A 16,746-nucleotide genomic window follows, 5' to 3' on the forward strand; every position below is an offset into this window, starting at 1 on the left:
CGCACGTTAGCGGGCCTGCGGGACCGGGTGTTGAGGGGTGTGCGAGACCTCCGCCACATGCCCGGCGGCGCGTTCGGGCTGCTCCGTGGCCTGCGGGGCCTGCGGGGCCTGCGGGTCCCGGGCGCGGCGGCGGGCCAGTACCGCGCAGACCATCAGCTGCATCTGGTGGAAGAGCATCAGCGGCAGCACGGCGAGGCTCGCCTGGGGTCCGAACAGCACGCTGGCCATGGGGAGTCCGGCGGCCAGGCTCTTCTTCGACCCCGCGAACTGGATGGCGATCCGGTCCTCGCGGGTGAACCCGAGGCGCTTGGCCCCGTACCAGGTGGCCGCCAGCATCACGGCGAGGATGACCGCCTCCACCGCCATCAGCCCGCCCAGGCGCGGGAGGCTGACCTGGCGCCAGATCCCCGCGACCATGCCCGCGCTGAAGGCGGTGTAGACGACGAGCAGGATCGAGCCGCGGTCGACGTAGCCGAGGACCTTCTTGTTGCGGACCAGGAAGCCGCCGACCCACGGGCGCAACGCCTGGCCGAGGAGGAAGGGCAGGAGCAGCTGGAGGACGATCTTCACCAGCGAGTCGAGGGAGAAGCCGCCCGCGCTGTTGCCGAGCAGGCCGGCGGCGAGCAGGGGGGTCAGGAAGATGCCGACGAGGCTGGAGAAGGAGCCCGCGCAGATCGCGGCGGGAACGTTGCCGCGGGCGATCGAGGTGAAGGCGATGGAGGACTGGATGGTGGAGGGGACCAGGCAGAGGAAGAGCAGGCCGCTGTAGAGGGGCGGCGTGAGCACGGTGGGGACCAGGGCGTGCGCGGCGAGGCCCAGGAGGGGGAAGAGGAGGAAGGTGGAGGCGAGCACGGTGAGGTGGAGCCGCCAGTGGCGCATGCCGTCGAGGGCCTCGCGGGTGGAGAGCCGGGCGCCGTAGAGGAAGAAGAGCAGGGCCACCGCCGCGGTGGAGGCGGCCTCGGCCACGGTGGCGGCCGCGCCGCGGGCGGGCAGCAGGGCGGCGAGGCCGACGGTGGCGAGCAGACCCATGATGAACGGGTCCACGGGGAGCCGGGCGGGGAGGTGCGGGCGGCGCATGGAGAGGCTCACTTGCTGAGGTCGGCGGGAGGGCGGGGCGGGGCGGGACTCGACGGATTCCTCTTCATTCTCGGTGGCGAGCGGTGATCGGGAAACCCGTACACCGCTCTCACTGTCATCACGGAACATGATGAGCGGGCGTAAGGTGGGCGGTGTGTACGACCCCGTTCAGCTGCGCACCTTCCTGACCGTCGCCCAGACCCTGAGCTTCACGCAGGCCGCCGCCCGGCTCGGCGTCCGCCAGTCCACGGTCAGCCAGCACGTGCGCCGGCTGGAGGAGGCCACGGGCCGGCCCCTCTTCCTGCGCGACACGCACAGCGTGGAACTCACCGAGGACGGCGAGGCGCTGCTCGGTTTCGCCCGCTCGATCCTGGAGGCGCACGAGCGCGCGGCGGCCTTCTTCGCGGGGACCCGGATCCGGGGCCGGCTGCGCTTCGGCGCCTCCGAGGACTTCGTACTGACCCGGCTGCCGGAGATCCTGGAGGCCTTCCGGCACGAGCACCCCGAGGTGGAGTTGGAGCTGTCCGTGGAGCTTTCGGGGACCCTGCACGAGCGGCTGGACGAGGGGCGGCTGGACCTCGTACTCGCCAAGCGGCGCGGGGACGGCGACGAGCGGGGCCGGCTGGTGTGGCGCGACCGGATGGTGTGGATCGGCGCGGAGGGGCTGCGGGTGGACCCGGACCGGCCCGTTCCGCTGATCGTGTTCCCGCCGCCGGGGATCACGCGGGCGCGGGCGCTGGACGTGTTGCAGGCGGACGGGCGGCCGTGGCGGATCGCCTGTACGAGCGGCAGCCTGAGCGGTCTGATCGCGGCGGCCCGGGCGGGGCTGGGCGTGATGGCCCACACCCGGGGACTGATCCCGCCGGGGCTGGTCCGGGTGGGCGGCCTGCCGGACCTCGGAACGGTGGAGTTCGCCCTGCTCCGGGGCCCCCGGAGCTCCGCCGCCGCGGAGGCCCTGGCCGCAGCGATCCTGTCGGGCGCGGACCGCCTCACGCGGGCGGCGTAGCCGCTGGGCGGGGCGATCTAGTAGTACCCCTTCACCCCGTCGAGCAGCTCCCGCACGATGTCCGCGTGTCCCGCATGCCGCCCGGTCTCCTCGACGAGGTGGATGAGCATCCAACGGAGGTTGGCGCCGCCGGCGCGGAAGTCGGGGTGGCGGCCGACGTCGTCCAGGGAGGCCGCGGCCACGATCTCGTTGCTGCGGTCACACTGGGCCTCGTACTGCTCGAGCAGCTGCTTCAGCGGAACGCCATCGGCCCGCCAGTCGGCGCCCTCGTCCGTCTCGTCGAAGGACGGGTTCTGTGTCTTGTCGCCGCCGAGGAACACCACCTCCAACCAGGTGTGCTCGACCCACCGCATGTGGCTGATCAGCCCGGCCATCGTCATCTCCGGCGAGGTCGGGATGACGGAACGGCGCGCGTCGGCCTCGCTCAGCCCATCGCACTTCCATCGCAGGATCTGCCGCTGGAGGTCCAGCCAACCGGTGAGCGCGGTGCGTTCATCGGCCTGCAAGGGGGGACGCTCAAGTGAAGGTGCCATGCCTGCACGGTACGGGGTCACAAGATCCGCCGGACAGGCGATGGAGTGGATCGCGGCCGAGGTCGTGCCTCAACTCCCCTGACCTGGGAACTCCGACGCCCGCCGGGCCGAATGTGCCGCCGCTCGGGGCGCCGGGCGTTTAGGGTCGCCGTACGCCAACCGGTCGCGGTGCGGCGGGAATTCGTACGCAACGAACAGAACGAACAGAACGAGCAGGGGGACGCACGTGAAGATTGCGGTACTGGGGACCGGTGAGGTCGGGCAGCGGCTGGCGGGCAAGCTGGTCTCGGTCGGGCACGAGGTCACGATGGGGTCGCGTACGGCGGACAACGCCGATGCCGCCCGGTGGGCTGCCGAGACGGGAGGTGGCCACGGGACCTTCGCCGATGCCGCAGCCTCCGCCGAGCTCGTGGTCAACGCGACCGGCGGGCTGGTCTCGCTCGCCGTGCTGGAGGCCGCCGGGGCCGGCAACCTCCGGGGCAAGACCGTCGTGGACGTCTCCAACGCGCTGGACTTCTCGGAGGGGTTCCCGCCCAGGGTGGTCACCCCGGACGGCCACAGCGTCGCCGAGCAGCTCCAGCAGGCCTTCCCCGAGGCGCGGATCGTCAAGACGCTGAACACCATGAACAACGCGGTGATGGTCGAGCCGAGCCGGGTGCCGGGCCACCACACCGTGTTCGTGAGCGGCGACGACGCCGACGCCAAGGCCGAGACCACCGCGCTGCTGCGCTCCTTCGGCTGGGCGCCCGAGCAGATCACCGATCTCGGCGACCTGTCGAGCGCCCGCGCCACCGAGGCCCTGATGGCGTTGTGGCTGCGCCTCTACGGGGTGCTCGGCCCGGTGGACTTCAACCTCTCCGTGGTCACGGCCCGGGACCTGTCCTGAACACACCGCTGAGGAGGTCTTGTGGAGGTCTTCCTTCCGTGATCACTGGCGGGTAGGCGTGGGATAGCGTCGCCGCGCCGTACGGAGAGGAGCGGGCCTTGCAGGAGATCACCGTCCCACCCGTCGTCACGGGCTCACCCGTCGGCGGCCTGGCCGATGCCGTCTTCCTGCACGCCCGCGAGGACCCCGGCCGCGTCGTTCTCGGCCGCAAGTCGGACGGGGTCTGGGGCGACGTGACCTCCGGCGAGCTGGCCTCCGAGGTGCTCGGGCTCGCCAAGGGGCTGCTGGCGCAGGGCATCCGCTTCGGGGACCGGGTCGCGATCATGTCCCGTACCCGGTACGAGTGGACGCTCTTCGACTTCGCCCTGTGGGCGATCGGCGCCCAGCCGGTCCCCGTCTACCCCTCGTCCTCCGCCGAGCAGGTGCACTGGATCCTCCACGACTCCGGGTGCACGGCCTGCGTGGTGGAGGACGAGGACCAGGCCATGACCGTCGGATCGGTGATCGAACGGCTGCCGCGGCTGCTCCGGCTGTGGCAGCTGGACGCGGGCGCCGTGGACGGCCTCGTCCGGGACGGGCTCCAGGTCTCCGAGGACGTCGTGCACCGGCACCGGAGCGCGGTGACGCCCGACGCGACGGCCACCGTCATCTACACCTCGGGGACCACCGGCCGCCCCAAGGGCTGTGTGCTGACGCACGCCAATTTCATGTTCGAGGCCGACACGATGGTGACCCGCTGGGAGTCCGTCTTCCAGGCCCGGCCCGGCGAGCAGCCGTCCACCCTGCTGTTCCTGCCGCTCGCCCACGTCTTCGGGCGGATGGTGGAGGTGGCGGCCGTCCGCGCCCGGGTGAAGCTCGGGCACCAGCCGGTGCTGGCGGCGGCCGAACTGCTCCCGGACCTGGCCGCGTTCCGGCCCACCTTCGTGCTCGGGGTGCCGTACGTCTTCGAGAAGGTCTTCGCCGCCGCCCGCCGCAAGGCCGAGACCGAGGGCCGGACGGGGCCCTTCGACCGGGCGGTGGACACGGCCGTACGGTACGCGGAGGCGCGCGAGCAGAAGGCGTTCGGCACCGGGCCCGGGCCCTCCGCGAAGCTGCGCATGGAGCACCAGCTCTTCGAGAAGCTGGTGTACGGGAAGGTCCGCGAGGCGCTGGGCGGCAGGGTGCGGTACGCCATGTCGGGCGGCTCCGCGATGTCGCGCCGGCTGGGGCTGTTCTTCGACGGCGCCGGGGTCACGGTCTTCGAGGGCTACGGGCTGACGGAGTCCTGCGCGGCGGCCACGGCGAACCCGCCCGGGGCCATCAAGTACGGCACCGTGGGGCGGCCGATCCCCGGCGGTACGGTGCACATCGCCGACGACGGGGAGATCTGGCTGCACGGAGCCCACGTCTTCTCCGGGTACCTCAACGACCCGCACGCCACGGAGGCCGTCCTGCGGGACGGCTGGCTGGCGACGGGGGACCTGGGGCGTCTCGACGCGGACGGGTACCTCACGATCACGGGGCGCAAGAAGGAGATCCTGGTGACCTCCAACGGCAAGAGCGTCGCGCCGGCCGCCCTGGAGGAGCGGGTCCGCTCGCATCCGCTCGTCTCCCAGTGCGTCCTGGTGGGCAACGACCGTCCGTACATCGCGGCCCTGCTCACCCTGGACATGGAGGGGGTCGCGCACTGGATGGCGATGCGCGGCCGCCCCCGGCTGTCGGCGGCGGAGCTGGTGCTCGACCCCGATCTGACGGCGGAGGTCCGCCGGTCGGTGGTGGCGGCCAACACCCTGGTCTCCCAGGCCGAGTCGATCCGCACCTTCCGCGTGCTGGCCGAGCAGTTCACCGAGGAACGGGGGCTGCTGACCCCCTCGCTGAAGCTGAAGCGGCGGGCCATAGAGAAGGTCTACGCCCAGGAGGTGGCGGCCCTCTACCCGTCCTGACGGGCGCGGAGCGCGATCGCTCCGAAGACCACGCCGACGGCCGCGCCAACGACCACGCCAACGACCCGAACCGTTACCTGACGGGTCGTCACTTTACTTGTCGTTGATATTGACGATGCGTCAGGTCGCGCACAGAATGCGGGGATTCCGACCGGAGGGGATCCACACATGTTGCGACCGATCCGCACCCTGGCCGCCGCTGCGGCGGCGCTCGCGCTCGTCTCCGCCTGCAACTCGGCCTCCAACAGCGCCTCCCCCGACAAGCCGGGAGCCGCCGGCACCTCCCGCGGGGTGAGCGCCGACTCGATCAAGGTCGGCGGCATCGTGTCGATGACCAGCGCCAGCGGTTACAGCAAGAAGGACACCGACCTCGGAGCCAAGGCCCGCTACGCGAGAGCCAACGCCGAGGGCGGGATCAACGGCCGCAAGATCGACTACATCGGCGCCGAGGACGACGGGCAGGACCCCGCCAAGAACCTGGCGGCGGCCCGCAAACTCGTCCAGCAGGACAAGGTCTTCGCGGTCTCCCCCATGAGCTCGGTCACCTTCACCGGAGCCGACTTCCTCGAGCAGGAGAAGGTGCCCACCTTCGGCTGGGGCACGCTGCCGTCCTTCTGCGGACCCAAGTACATCTACGGGTTCAACGGCTGCCTCGTCCCCACCCCCGGCGGCACCATCAACCAGACCTGGCCCGAGGGGATCGGCAAGGTCCTCGGCGGCGCCCAGGGCAAGTCCGTCGCGATCATCGCCAACGACAGCGACGCCGGGAAGTTCGGTGTGCGCACCTTCCAGCAGGGCTTCACCAGCGCCGGGTTCACCGTCTCCTACGCCAAGGCCTCGGTGCCCGGCACCGCGGTGCCGAGCGACTGGTCGGCGTACGTCAAGGAGATCCTCGAGAGCAACGGCGGCAAGGCCCCGGACGCGGTGGTCTCCGTCATGCAGACCCCCAACAACATCGGGCTGTTCACCTCGCTCAAGCGCAGCGGGTACAAGGGGCTGCTCTCCGACCCGACCGACTACGACCCGGGTCTGCTCGCCAAGGACGCCACCAAGATGGCCCTCGACGGCGTGCACGTCCTGCTGCAGTTCGAGCCGTTCGAGTCGACGAACCCGAAGATGGCCCAGTTCAAGGCCGACATCAAGGCCGCCAACGGCGGGCAGGACATCCCGCTCAACATGCACATGATGACGGGCTACATGTCGGCCGACCTCTTCGTGTCCATCGCGCAGAAGGCCGGCAAGAACCTGACGGTCGAGTCCTTCCAGGCCGCCGCGCAGGGCTTCTCCGACACCGGCACCCTCGTCGGCGACCGCGCGGAGCCCAAGGGACAGAAGGACAGCTTCGGCTGCGGGGCGCTCGTCCAGCTGAAGAACGGCGCGTACGAGGTCTCCGTACCGTTCAAGTGCTACGAGCCCATCCCCTTCAAGTAGGGGCCGGGGAAACCGAATGGGAGATCTGCTCGCCTTCGTACTGAGCGGTCTGGTGTCCGGCGCCCTGTACGCACTGCTCGCCACCGGGCTGGTGCTGTCGTACTCGGCGTCCGGGCTGTTCAACTTCGCGCACGGGGCCACCGCCTACCTGTGCGCGCTCACCTTCTACGAACTGCACTCCGGGCTCGGCTGGCCGGCCGTCCCGGCGGCGCTGCTGGTGGTCCTGGTCCTGGCGCCCGGGCTCGGGTGGGCGCTGGACCGGCTGATGTTCCGGCGGCTCGCGCAGGTCGGCGAGACGGCGCAGATCGTGGCCACCATCGGACTGCTGGTGGCCCTGCCGGCGGCCGGGCTGTGGGCGGTGGAGCTCCTGACCGCCGCGGGAGCGCCGCTCAAGCCCGCGGAGAACCAGTTCGGGCTGCCCGGGGTGGGGCCGAGCCCCGCCACGTCCTGGCAGCTCACCGCGGACGTAGGCATCGACTCCGACCAGCTGATCACCTGGGTGGCCACGGCCCTGGTGGCGGTGGCCCTGTGGGTGCTGATGCGGCACACCCGGCTGGGGCTGCGGCTGCGGGCCGCCGTCGACAACCGCTCGCTCACCGAGCTGCGCGGGATCGACGCCGACCGGCTGTCCTCGGTGGCGTGGATGATCGCCTCGGGGCTGGCCGGGCTGGCGGGGGTCCTCGCGACTCCGCTGCTGGGGCTGTCCGCGCACGATTTCACGCTGTTCCTGTTCGTGTCGGCCACGGCGGCCGTCATCGGACGGTTCGCCTCCGTCCCGCTCGCCTTCGCGGGCGGGCTGGGGCTCGGAGTCCTGCAGAACCTGGTCGTCGGCTACGCGTCCTTCGCCGACTCCATCACCGGCTTCAGGACGGCCGTGCCCTTCCTGATCCTGTTCGGCGGGCTGCTGGTGCTCACCCGGCGGGCCCGGGCGGCCGGGACCGCCGCCGTGGACGTGGCCTCGCCCGACCATCTGGCCGGGGCTCCGTGGGGGCGGCGGTGGGGGGTGTGGGCCGCGGGCGCGGTACTGCTGTGCACGGCCTTCTACACCGTGACCACCCCGTTCTGGAGCGGGCTCCTCGCCCAAGGGCTCGCGCTGGCCCTGGTGTTCATGTCCTTCACGGTGGTCACCGGGCTCGGGGCGATGGTGTCCCTGGCCCAGGGCACCTTCGTGACCGGGGCCGCGCTGGTGGCCGGACTGCTGATGAGCCGCGGGTGGCCGTTCATCGCGGCGCTGGCGGTCGGCACCTGCGTGGCCGCGCTGCTCGGGGCCCTGGTCGCCCTGCCCGCGCTACGGCTCGGGGGGCGCTCTCTCGCCCTGGCGACACTGGCCCTGGCCTTCCTGGCGGACCAGGTGCTCTTCCAGATGCGGTGGCTGCGCAACGGGGACTCCGGGTGGTCGATCCCGCGGCCCGTCATCGGACCGGTGGACCTCGCCGACGACCGGGCGCTGGGGGTGGCGCTGGTCCTGCTGGTCGCGGCGGTCGCCGCCGGGCTGAGCGCGCTGCGGAGCTCCCCCTCGGGCCGGGCGATGCTCGCCGTACGGTCCGCTCCCGCGGCCGCGATGGCCTCCGGGGTGTCCGTGCTGCGGACGAAGCTGCTGCTGTTCACGCTGTCGGCGGGGCTGGCCGGGTTCGGGGGCGTGATGTACGCCTCGTACAACACCCGGATCACCGCTACGGACTTCACCGCGATGACCGGGCTGGTGTGGCTGGCGGTGGTCGTCGCGGCGGGCGTCCGCAGGCCGCAGTACGCGGTGGTGGCGGGGCTGGTCTTCGCCGTCGCTCCGCGGGTGATGGCGGACTACGTGACGGAGTCGGCGCACCTGCCGGTGATCCTGTTCGGGCTGGCGGGGTTGGCCTTGGCCAACGATCCCGATGGGTACTGCGCGGCGATCCCGGTCCGCCGGGCCCGCCGCCGCGCGACCGCTCTGGTCGGAGCCTTGGCCGGAGCGGGCGCCTCGGCCGGGGCCGTGCCCGTGGCTCGGGTCGGTGGCGGCGTCGGGGTGGGCCCTGCGGGGCCTTCCCCCACCCCGCCCCTTCCCGAAACCGGGCTCCGCCCGGACCCCTCGGGGGCTCCGCCCCCTGACCCCCGCGCCTCAAACGCCGGCGAGGCTGTATCTGCCGGGGCCTGGGGCAGCGCCCCAGTTTCGGGAAGGGGCGGGGTGGGGGAAAGCCCCGCAGGGCAACCGACCGCAGCCAGGCCGGCTCCGGACCGGCCCGCCCGCGGGCAGGTCGCCCAGGCGCCACCGGCGGAGCCCCTCGCAGAGCCGCCCGCCCTCCAGCTGCGCAGCGTCACCGCCGGGTATGACGGGGGGCTCGTGCTGCACGGCGTCGACCTCACCGTGCGGCGCGGTGAGATCCTCGCCGTGCTCGGGCCCAACGGGGCCGGGAAGAGCACCGCCTGCCGGGTGGCGGCCGGGGCTCTGCCCGTCGTCGGCGGGACCGTCCACGTGGCCGGGCGGGACGCCACCCGTGACGGCGCCGTGGGCCGCTCCCGGGCGGGGGTGCTGCTCGCACCCGAGGGGCGGGGGATCTTCCCGGCGCTCAGCATCGAGGAGAACCTCGCCCTCTACCTGAGGGACCCGGGCGAACGCGACGCCGTCTACGACCGGTTCCCCCGGCTGCGCGAGCGACGCACGGTCCCCGCCGGGTCGTTGTCCGGTGGCGAGCAGCAGATGCTGGCGCTCGCCCCGCTGTTGCAGCGGCCGCCCGGGGTGCTGATCGCGGACGAGCCCTCCCTCGGGCTCGCCCCGCGCGTGGTGGACGAGGTGTACGGGCTGCTCATGGAGCTCCGCGCCGCCGGCACCGCGCTGCTGCTGGTGGAGGAGAAGGCGGCCGAGATCCTCGGGATCGCCGACACCGTCGCCTACCTCTCGCAGGGCCGCGTCTCCTGGTGCGGCCCCCGCTCCGAGGTGGAGGCGGACCGGCTGACCGAGGCCTACCTGGGGATGGCGACATGAGCGCGGAGACGGACACGTACGTCCTGGAGGCCCGCGGCGTCAGTGTCCGGTTCGGCGGGGTCAAGGCGCTGACGGGTGTGGACCTCGGGATCCGGGCCGGCGAGGTGTGCGGACTGATCGGGCCGAACGGGGCCGGGAAGACCACCCTGTTCGACGTGCTGTCCGGGATCCGGCGGCCCGACCAGGGCCGGATGCTGCTCGACGGGGTGGACGTCACCCGGCGCTCCCCCGTCTGGCGGGCCCGGCACGGGATGCGCCGGACCTTCCAGCGCCAGCAGTTGTTCGGGCAGCTCAGTGTGGCCGACAACGTCCTCGTGGCGCAGGAGTGGCGGGGTGGGGGCGGCGGCCTCGCCGCCGACCTGGTCGCCTCGCCCACCCGCCGCCGCCGCGAGCGGGAGCGGCGGGAGCGGGCCGCCCGGGTGCTGGCCGACTGCGGCATCGGCGCGCTCGGGGACGCGTACGCCGGCGGTCTGCCGGTGGGGCGGGCCCGGATGGTCGAGCTGGCCCGCGCGGTGGCCGATCCGCCCCGGGTGCTGCTCCTGGACGAGCCCGCGTCGGGCATGTCCGCGCCCGAACGCGAGCAGCTGGCGGCGGTCGTGCGCCGGCTCGCCGAGGAGGAGGGCTGCGCGGTGCTGCTGGTCGAGCACAACGTCGCCTTCGTGATGGACCTCTGCACCCGGGTGGTGGTCCTGGACCTGGGCACCGTCCTCGCCGAGGGCACGGCCGCCGAGGTACGGGCCAACGCGCTGGTCCGGGAGGCGTACCTGGGGGCGTAGCCCTCGCCGCCTCTGGATCCCGCCGTACGGATTCACCCGTACGGCGGGAATAGGCCACGCCGGGGGCCGGTTGTCGCCGGTCGTACGGGCCTGCGCGCCAGCGCCCGTACGACCGGCAGTCAGCACCCGCACCAGCGACGACCAGAGGGAACGACCGACGTGAACCAGGTCCCCGGCATCAAGCTCAACAACGGCACGCTCATGCCCCAGCTCGGCTACGGCGTCTGGCAGGTTCCGGACGCCGAGGCGGAGCAGGCCGTCCGGACCGCGCTGGAGGCGGGCTACCGCAGCATCGACACGGCCGCCATCTACGGCAACGAGGAGGGCACCGGCAAGGCCATCGCCTCCGCCGGAGTGCCGCGCGAGGAGCTCTTCGTCACCACCAAGCTGTGGAACGGGAAGTCCGAGACCTGGGGCCGGGACAACGTGCTGCGCGAGTTCGACGCCTCGCTCGCCAAGCTGGGCCTCGACGAGATCGACCTGTACCTGATCCACTGGCCGCGCCCGATGCGCGACGACTTCCTCGCCATCTGGAAGACCTTCGAGGAGATCGCGCAGAGCGGCCGCGCCAAGGCCGTCGGCGTGTCCAACTTCCGCCCCGCCGACCTGGAACGGCTCGGCACCGAGAGCTCCCTGGTCCCGGCCGTGAACCAGATCGAGCTGCACCCGCTGCTCCCCCAGACCGAGCTGCGCGCCCTGCACGCGCGCCTGGGCATCGCCACCGAGGCCTGGTCCCCGCTCGGCCAGGGCAAGGACCTGCTGACCCTGCCCGCCGTCACCGCGCTCGCCGCCAAGCACGGCCGCTCGGCCGCACAGGTGGTGCTGCGCTGGCACCTCCAGCTGGGCAACGTCGTGATCCCCAAGTCCGTGACCCCGGCGCGGATCCGGGAGAACCTCGACGTCTTCGGCTTCGAGCTGGACGCCGAGGACGTGGCCGCGCTGGACGCGCTCGGCGCGGGTGGGGCGGGGCGCCGGATCGGTCCCGACCCGGCCGAGTTCGACTACTGAGCCGCCGGTGAGCGAGCCGACGAGAGGGACGAAGGCGCCCGACGGCGTCTACCGGATCCGCAATGCCGCGAGCGGGCTGCTGCTCCAGGTGGAGAGCGGCAACCGGGTCTGGGTCGGGCCGGACGGCGAGCCTGCCGCGGCCCGGCAGTGGGAGATCACCCCGGTGCACAGCGGCGGCGGGATCTTCCACCTGGTCAGCGTCCACAACGGCAAGCGGCTCGACGTGGCGAACGCCTCGACCGAGAGCGGCACCCGGGTCCAGGTGTGGAAGGCGAACGCCTTCGGGGCGCAGGAGTGGGTCGTGGAGGAGCACCTCGACGACCCCGGCGTGGTCTCGCTGATCGCCGCCATCAGCGGTCTGCCGCTGGAGGCGGACGCTGAGGGCCGGGCCCGGCAGTGCGAGGACACCGACTCCCCGGCGCAGTGGTGGCGCCTGGAGCCCGCCTGAGGCCGGGGGCGGGGCCGGGGGCGGGGGCTGTGGCCCGTCGCCTCTGCCCCCGCACCCCGGCCCGCCCGTCAGGCCCGTACGAAGGCGTGCAGCCGGTACGTCGGCTCCGCGCGCGGGGTGTCCGGTCCGGGCAGGAGTTCCAGCCGGTCCGCGAGTTCGCGCGGGGTGATGCCGCGCGGGTGGATCCGGGAGGCGTACCGCCCGGCGAGCAGCGCTTCCGCGGCCCCGCGCGGGGTGCGGCCCTGGCCGTGACCGGTGAAGAGGGCCTCGCCCGCGGGGTGCAGGTCCACCGCGGCCGCGTGGCCGGTGACGGCCTGGACGGAGTCGGCGGGGGTCGCGGTGAGGTGCTCGGCGAGCACCTCGTCGATGTCGCTGCCCACGTCGTGGGCGGCGTCCTTGTCGACGGTGGTGACGAACATCCCGCCGGGCCGCAGCACCCGCCCGGCCTCGGCGATCACGGCGGCCACCAGGCCCGGTGAGCGCAGCAGGTGCAGCAGCCAGACCGCGCTGACCGCGTCGAGCGAGCCCGTGCGGAAGGGGAGCCGGGTCCCGGAGGCGAGGAGCACCGGGATCCCCCGGGAGCGCGCCATGGCGGCCATCCCGTACGAGGTGTCCGCGCCGAGGACCCGCAGCCCCGGGCGGGCGGCGGCGATGCGGGTGGTGACGATGCCCGTGCCGCAGCCGAGGTCGAGCAGGGTGACGGTGTCGGGCGGGAGCAGGCCGAGGACCGCCGCGGCGGCGGCCTGGGCGCGCGGGACCCCGCCGCGGGTGGCGTCGTAGGCCTCGGCCTCGGCGTCGTAGTCGAGCAGCGGCCTCGGCGTGGGCACGTGCATCGGCGGAGCTTCCGGCATCAGGCGGCGCCGTGGGCGGGGGCCAGGGACTCGACGCGCTCGGCGAGGGTGAAGTCGGCGTCGGTGACGGCGTCTCCGGCGTCGTGCGTGTTCACCGAGAGGCGGACGGTGTTGTAGCCGAGGGTGAGGTCGGAGTGGTGGTTCAACTCCTCCTGCACCGCGGCGATGTGGCCGACCAGTGCGCTCGCCGCGAAGTGGCTGCCCAGCCGGTAGGTGCGGATGATCCGGTCGTCCTCGAAGGCCCAGCCGGGGAGTTCCCGCAGCCGGTCCTCGATCTCCTTCTGCGAAAGCGGCTCTCTCGACATCCGCAGGCTCCTTCCCCGTACGTGACTGCCCGATTGACCTGACGTGGAGTCAAGGTTCCCACAGCTCAGGCTTGAGGGAAGGTTTCGCGCCATAGTGCGTGCGGGTACTTCCGTGCCTTCCGTGGCCGACGCGCCACCCCTATGCTCCTGCGCCGGACGTGACTGTTACCGCCGGTAATACCGCCGGGTGCCGACGACATCGAGGGAGCATCACCGTGACGCGCACAGGAAACTCCAGGCGCACGTTCATCGCGGGGGCCGCGGCCACCGCGGGCGGGTTATCGGCCGCCGGGAGCCTCGCGGCCCCGGCCGAGGCCGCCACCGGAACCACCGCGGCCACCCCGCGCGCCGCGGCGGCCGGCGCGCGCCGCGTGGCCGTCCTCGGCGGCGGGGTCGCCGGGCTCACCGCCGCGCACGAACTGGCCGAACGAGGCTACGCCGTCACCGTGTACGAGCGCCGGGCGCTCGGCGGCAAGGCCCGCAGCATGGACGTCCCCGGAAGCGCCCGGGGCGGGCGCCGCCCGCTCCCCGCCGAGCACGGCTTCCGCTTCATCCCGGGGATCTACCACAACCTGCCGGACACGATGCGGCGCATCCCCTTCCCCGGCAACGCCAACGGGGTCTGGGACAACCTGGTCGCCCCGCGCGAGATGATGTTCGCCCGGGCGGCCGGCCGCGAGGACCTGCGCGCCCCCATCCCCTGGCCCGACCACTCCCCCGCCGAACTGACCCCCGACGAGCTGCGCCGGGCCCTCACCGGCATCCTCCAGTCGCTGGTCCGCCTCCCGCTCCACGAGACGGCGTACTTCGTCGACCGCGCCCTGGTCTTCCTCACCAGCTGCGACGAGCGGCGCAACGAGCAGTGGGAGCGCACCCCGTGGTGGGAGTTCACCCGGGCCGCGCGGATGTCGAGCGAGTACCAGCGGATCCTCGCCATCGGCGTCACCCGCAACATCGTGGCCACCAAGGCCGAGGAGGCCTCGACCCGTACGGTCGGCACGCTCGGCGAGGCCTTCGTCTTCAACCTGCTGGGACGCGGCGCCGACGGCCCGCCGGACCGGATCCTGAACCTGCCCACCAACGAGGCGTGGATCGACCCGTGGGAGACCCATCTACGGTCGCTGGGCGTGGAGTTCGCGATCGGGTGGACGGTGCGCGAGGTCCGGTACGGGGACGGTCGCGTGAGCGGGGTCCTCGTCGAGGATCCAGCCGGCGCCGTCCGGACCGTCACCGCCGACCACTACGTCAGCGCGCTGCCCGTCGAGCACGCCCGCCGCACCTGGAGCCCGGCGCTGCGCGCGGCCGACCCGATGCTCGGGCGGTGCGACCTGCTGCAGACGGACTGGATGACCGGCATCCAGTTCTACCTCACCGAGCGCGCACCCCTCGTCCACGGCCACCTCAACTGCATCGACTCGCCTTGGTCGTTGACGGCGATCCAGCAGGCCGAGCACTGGCCTTCGCGGGACTTCCCCGCCGACTACGGGGACGGCGCGGCCGTGGACTGCCTGTCGGTGGACATCTCGGAATGGGACAAGCCGGGGATCCTCTACGGGAAGACGGCCAAGCAGTGCACCCGCGAGGAGGTCGCCCGCGAGGTGTGGGCGCAGCTGAAGGCCTCGCTCAACGACACCGGCAAGACCCTCCTGTCGGACGGAAAGCTGCACTCGTGGTTCCTGGACCCGGGGGTGGACGGGATCGGCACCCCCCATCCGACCAACCAGGACCAGTTGTTGATCCACCCGACCGGGACCTTCCACAACCGGCCGAGCGCGGGCACCCGGATCCCGAACTTCTTCCTCAGCGGGGACTACGTGTCCGTCGACATCGACCTGGCGACGATGGAGGGGGCCAACGCCTCGGCCCGGGCGGCCGTCAACTCCCTCCTGGACAGGGATGGTTCTTCTGCCCCCCGGTGCACGGTGCGGCGGCTGTACCGGGCCCCCGAGGTGGAGTCCGCCAAGCGGCACGACCTGTGGCGCTACCGCCTCGGTCTGCGGAACGTCTTCGACGTGGGGTGACCGGGCTGCGGCCCCCCGGCTGGGCTAACGTCGCCGTATGACGACTGCTGCGCCCTTGACGGTTGGCGCCCTGCTGCGCACCTGGCGGGAGCGGCGCGGACTCAGCCAGCTCGAGCTGGCGGGCCGCGCCGACTCCTCCTCCCGGCACATCAGCTTCGTGGAGACGGGCCGGTCCCGGCCGAGCGAGGAGATGGTGCTGCGGCTCGCGGACCACCTGGACGTTCCGATGCGGGACCGCAACGCCCTTCTGGTGGCGGCGGGTTACGCGCCCCGGTACGCGCACACCCCGCTGGACGCCCCCTCGATGGAGGTGCTGCGCGGGGGGCTGGAGCAGCTGCTGACCGGCTACGAGCCGTATCCGGCGCTGGTGGTGAACGCCACCTACGACGTGGTGGCCGCCAACCGGGGCATCCTGATGCTGATGGAGGGGCTGCCGGAGCACCTGCTGGCCGGCCCTCTCAACGCGATGCGGCTGACCCTGCATCCGGAGGGCCTCGCCCCCCGGATCCGCAACCTGCGCGAGTGGCGCGGACACCTGCTGGCCCAGATGGAGCGGCAGATCGCACTGGCCCGCTCGGCGCCGCTGCGCGCACTGTACGAGGAGGTGTCGGCCTATCCGCTGCCCGCGTCGGCGGACGGGCCCGGCGAGGACTGGCCGTACCAGGACGGCCCGGTGGAGGCCGTCGCCTACCTCGCGCTCCCCCTGCGGATCGAACACGACGGGCACCTGCTCTCCTTCGTGTCCTCCATCTCCACCTTCAACACCCCCATGGACGTGACGGTCGCCGAGCTGGCCATCGAGACCCTCCTGCCGGCCGACCCGGCGACGGTGAAGTATTTGAGGTCACTGGCGCCCTGAGGTCACCGGCGCCCCGAGCCCGCGCGCAGTGCGAGCTGCTGGAGGAGGGCGAAGGAGGCGACGGTGAGGGCCTGCGCCGGGATCCACACCGCCCCGGCGGTGGTGGGCTCGAACCAGACGACGAGGGCGACGAGGCTGAGCGCGGCCCAGGCGTAGTTGCCTTCGATGACGAGCCTGACGGGGAAGACCGGGGGCTGCCGGCGCGCTGCCAGCAGGCCGACGCCCGCCCCGTAGAGCACCAGGAACACTCCGAGCCCCAGCACCAGCCCCTGACCGAGGCCGAGCAGCCGGCCGAGGGGCGCGGAGAAGGCGGCGTAGGCGAGCCCGTTGCCGGTGGTGACGACGGAGTCGAGGGCGAGGAACCGGCGCAGCGCGGCCTGCGGGACGGCAGTGCGGGCTACGGCGGTGAACGGGGTTGCGGACATGGCGGATCAGCCTCCGTCGAGGGTCGATTGCGCTGGTGGAGTACGGACGACCCGGGCCCCGGAGCCGTGTGCGCGGCCCCGGAACCCGATGTCCCCACTGTGGCGCCGGGGCCCCCGCCGGGTCGATTACCTCCGACGTCATGGGCATCCTCCGCCAGGCGGAAGCCCCACCTTTTTTGAGATGGACGGAAAGAAAGGTGGGGGGTACTCCTGTTCGGCCGTGAACCGGGGGGATACGC

General features: G+C 72.7%; 15 protein-coding genes. 10 read left to right on the plus strand and 5 right to left on the minus strand.

What is annotated here, in order from left to right; all coding sequences use genetic code 11:
• Positions 1 to 6: 6 nt before the first annotated feature.
• Positions 7 to 1,077, minus strand: coding sequence for a bile acid:sodium symporter family protein (locus tag ACFRU2_RS18595; RefSeq protein ID WP_382973177.1), 1,071 nt, complete (start codon positions 1,075 to 1,077; stop codon positions 7 to 9).
• Positions 1,078 to 1,231: 154 nt separating this feature from the next.
• Between ACFRU2_RS18595 and ACFRU2_RS18600 the strand changes: the two genes are divergently transcribed.
• Positions 1,232 to 2,083 carry a LysR substrate-binding domain-containing protein gene (locus ACFRU2_RS18600; RefSeq protein ID WP_382973178.1) on the plus strand — a complete coding sequence of 284 codons (852 nt, stop codon included), beginning with the start codon at positions 1,232 to 1,234 and terminating at the stop codon, positions 2,081 to 2,083.
• 17 nt (positions 2,084 to 2,100) lie between these two features.
• Here the strand turns inward: ACFRU2_RS18600 and ACFRU2_RS18605 are convergent, their stop codons facing one another.
• Positions 2,101 to 2,616: a DinB family protein gene (locus tag ACFRU2_RS18605; protein ID WP_382973180.1), complete on the minus strand. Its 516-nt coding sequence runs from the start codon at positions 2,614 to 2,616 to the stop codon at positions 2,101 to 2,103.
• Positions 2,617 to 2,842: 226 nt separating this feature from the next.
• On the opposite strand from ACFRU2_RS18605, the gene ACFRU2_RS18610 reads away from it, so the two are divergent.
• The 7 genes from ACFRU2_RS18610 to ACFRU2_RS18640 all read left to right on the plus strand — a co-directional run bounded on the left by ACFRU2_RS18610 (position 2,843) and on the right by ACFRU2_RS18640 (position 12,046).
• A complete protein-coding gene (locus ACFRU2_RS18610) occupies positions 2,843 to 3,502 on the plus strand; it encodes an NADPH-dependent F420 reductase (RefSeq protein WP_382973182.1) in 660 nt (219 codons plus the stop codon).
• Positions 3,503 to 3,600: 98 nt separating this feature from the next.
• Positions 3,601 to 5,424, plus strand: a complete 1,824-nt coding sequence (locus ACFRU2_RS18615; protein ID WP_382973184.1) for an AMP-dependent synthetase/ligase — start codon at positions 3,601 to 3,603, stop codon at positions 5,422 to 5,424.
• A 168-nt stretch (positions 5,425 to 5,592) separates the two neighbouring features.
• The gene (locus tag ACFRU2_RS18620) at positions 5,593 to 6,855 is read left to right on the plus strand and encodes an ABC transporter substrate-binding protein (protein WP_382973185.1); all 1,263 of its coding nucleotides are present in this window, start codon (positions 5,593 to 5,595) and stop codon (positions 6,853 to 6,855) included.
• A gap of 16 nt (positions 6,856 to 6,871) precedes the next feature.
• Positions 6,872 to 9,814: an ATP-binding cassette domain-containing protein gene (locus tag ACFRU2_RS18625; protein WP_382973187.1), complete on the plus strand. Its 2,943-nt coding sequence runs from the start codon at positions 6,872 to 6,874 to the stop codon at positions 9,812 to 9,814.
• The gene (locus ACFRU2_RS18630; RefSeq protein WP_382973189.1) at positions 9,811 to 10,590 is read left to right on the plus strand and encodes an ABC transporter ATP-binding protein; all 780 of its coding nucleotides are present in this window, start codon (positions 9,811 to 9,813) and stop codon (positions 10,588 to 10,590) included. Before ACFRU2_RS18625 ends, ACFRU2_RS18630 begins: the two co-directional genes overlap by 4 nt.
• Before the next feature lie 159 nt (positions 10,591 to 10,749).
• A complete protein-coding gene (locus ACFRU2_RS18635; RefSeq protein ID WP_382973191.1) occupies positions 10,750 to 11,598 on the plus strand; it encodes an aldo/keto reductase in 849 nt (282 codons plus the stop codon).
• A gap of 7 nt (positions 11,599 to 11,605) precedes the next feature.
• Positions 11,606 to 12,046 carry an RICIN domain-containing protein gene (locus ACFRU2_RS18640; RefSeq protein ID WP_382973193.1) on the plus strand — a complete coding sequence of 147 codons (441 nt, stop codon included), beginning with the start codon at positions 11,606 to 11,608 and terminating at the stop codon, positions 12,044 to 12,046.
• 68 nt (positions 12,047 to 12,114) lie between these two features.
• On the opposite strand, the gene ACFRU2_RS18645 is transcribed toward ACFRU2_RS18640, so the two are convergent.
• A complete protein-coding gene (locus tag ACFRU2_RS18645; RefSeq protein WP_382973314.1) occupies positions 12,115 to 12,855 on the minus strand; it encodes a class I SAM-dependent methyltransferase in 741 nt (246 codons plus the stop codon).
• Between the two features lie 41 nt (positions 12,856 to 12,896).
• Positions 12,897 to 13,202, minus strand: a complete 306-nt coding sequence (locus ACFRU2_RS18650; protein WP_382973195.1) for a 4a-hydroxytetrahydrobiopterin dehydratase — start codon at positions 13,200 to 13,202, stop codon at positions 12,897 to 12,899.
• 215 nt (positions 13,203 to 13,417) lie between these two features.
• Between ACFRU2_RS18650 and ACFRU2_RS18655 the strand changes: the two genes are divergently transcribed.
• Positions 13,418 to 15,223, plus strand: coding sequence for an FAD-dependent oxidoreductase (locus tag ACFRU2_RS18655; RefSeq protein WP_382973197.1), 1,806 nt, complete (start codon positions 13,418 to 13,420; stop codon positions 15,221 to 15,223).
• Between the two features lie 37 nt (positions 15,224 to 15,260).
• Positions 15,261 to 16,082, plus strand: a complete 822-nt coding sequence (locus ACFRU2_RS18660) for a helix-turn-helix domain-containing protein (RefSeq protein WP_382973199.1) — start codon at positions 15,261 to 15,263, stop codon at positions 16,080 to 16,082.
• 2 nt (positions 16,083 to 16,084) lie between these two features.
• On the opposite strand, the gene ACFRU2_RS18665 is transcribed toward ACFRU2_RS18660, so the two are convergent.
• Entirely contained in the window at positions 16,085 to 16,507 is a 423-nt protein-coding gene (locus ACFRU2_RS18665) for a hypothetical protein (RefSeq protein WP_382973201.1), read from the minus strand.
• Between the last annotated feature and the right edge of the window lie 239 nt (positions 16,508 to 16,746).

Origin of the sequence: Streptomyces sp. NPDC056883, from assembly GCF_042788835.1 — a bacterium.
GTDB lineage: Bacteria > Actinomycetota > Actinomycetes > Streptomycetales > Streptomycetaceae > Streptomyces > Streptomyces stoeckheimensis.

Coding starts and splice junctions, on each gene's coding strand:
- ACFRU2_RS18595 (WP_382973177.1), bottom strand. CDS start 1,077: ATGCGCCGCCCGCACCTCCCCGCCCGGCTCCCCGTGGACCCGTTCATC.
- ACFRU2_RS18605 (WP_382973180.1), bottom strand. CDS start 2,616: ATGGCACCTTCACTTGAGCGTCCCCCCTTGCAGGCCGATGAACGCACC.
- ACFRU2_RS18620 (WP_382973185.1), top strand. CDS start 5,593: ATGTTGCGACCGATCCGCACCCTGGCCGCCGCTGCGGCGGCGCTCGCG.
- ACFRU2_RS18625 (WP_382973187.1), top strand. CDS start 6,872: ATGGGAGATCTGCTCGCCTTCGTACTGAGCGGTCTGGTGTCCGGCGCC.
- ACFRU2_RS18630 (WP_382973189.1), top strand. CDS start 9,811: ATGAGCGCGGAGACGGACACGTACGTCCTGGAGGCCCGCGGCGTCAGT.
- ACFRU2_RS18650 (WP_382973195.1), bottom strand. CDS start 13,202: ATGTCGAGAGAGCCGCTTTCGCAGAAGGAGATCGAGGACCGGCTGCGG.
- ACFRU2_RS18660 (WP_382973199.1), top strand. CDS start 15,261: ATGACGACTGCTGCGCCCTTGACGGTTGGCGCCCTGCTGCGCACCTGG.
- ACFRU2_RS18665 (WP_382973201.1), bottom strand. CDS start 16,507: ATGTCCGCAACCCCGTTCACCGCCGTAGCCCGCACTGCCGTCCCGCAG.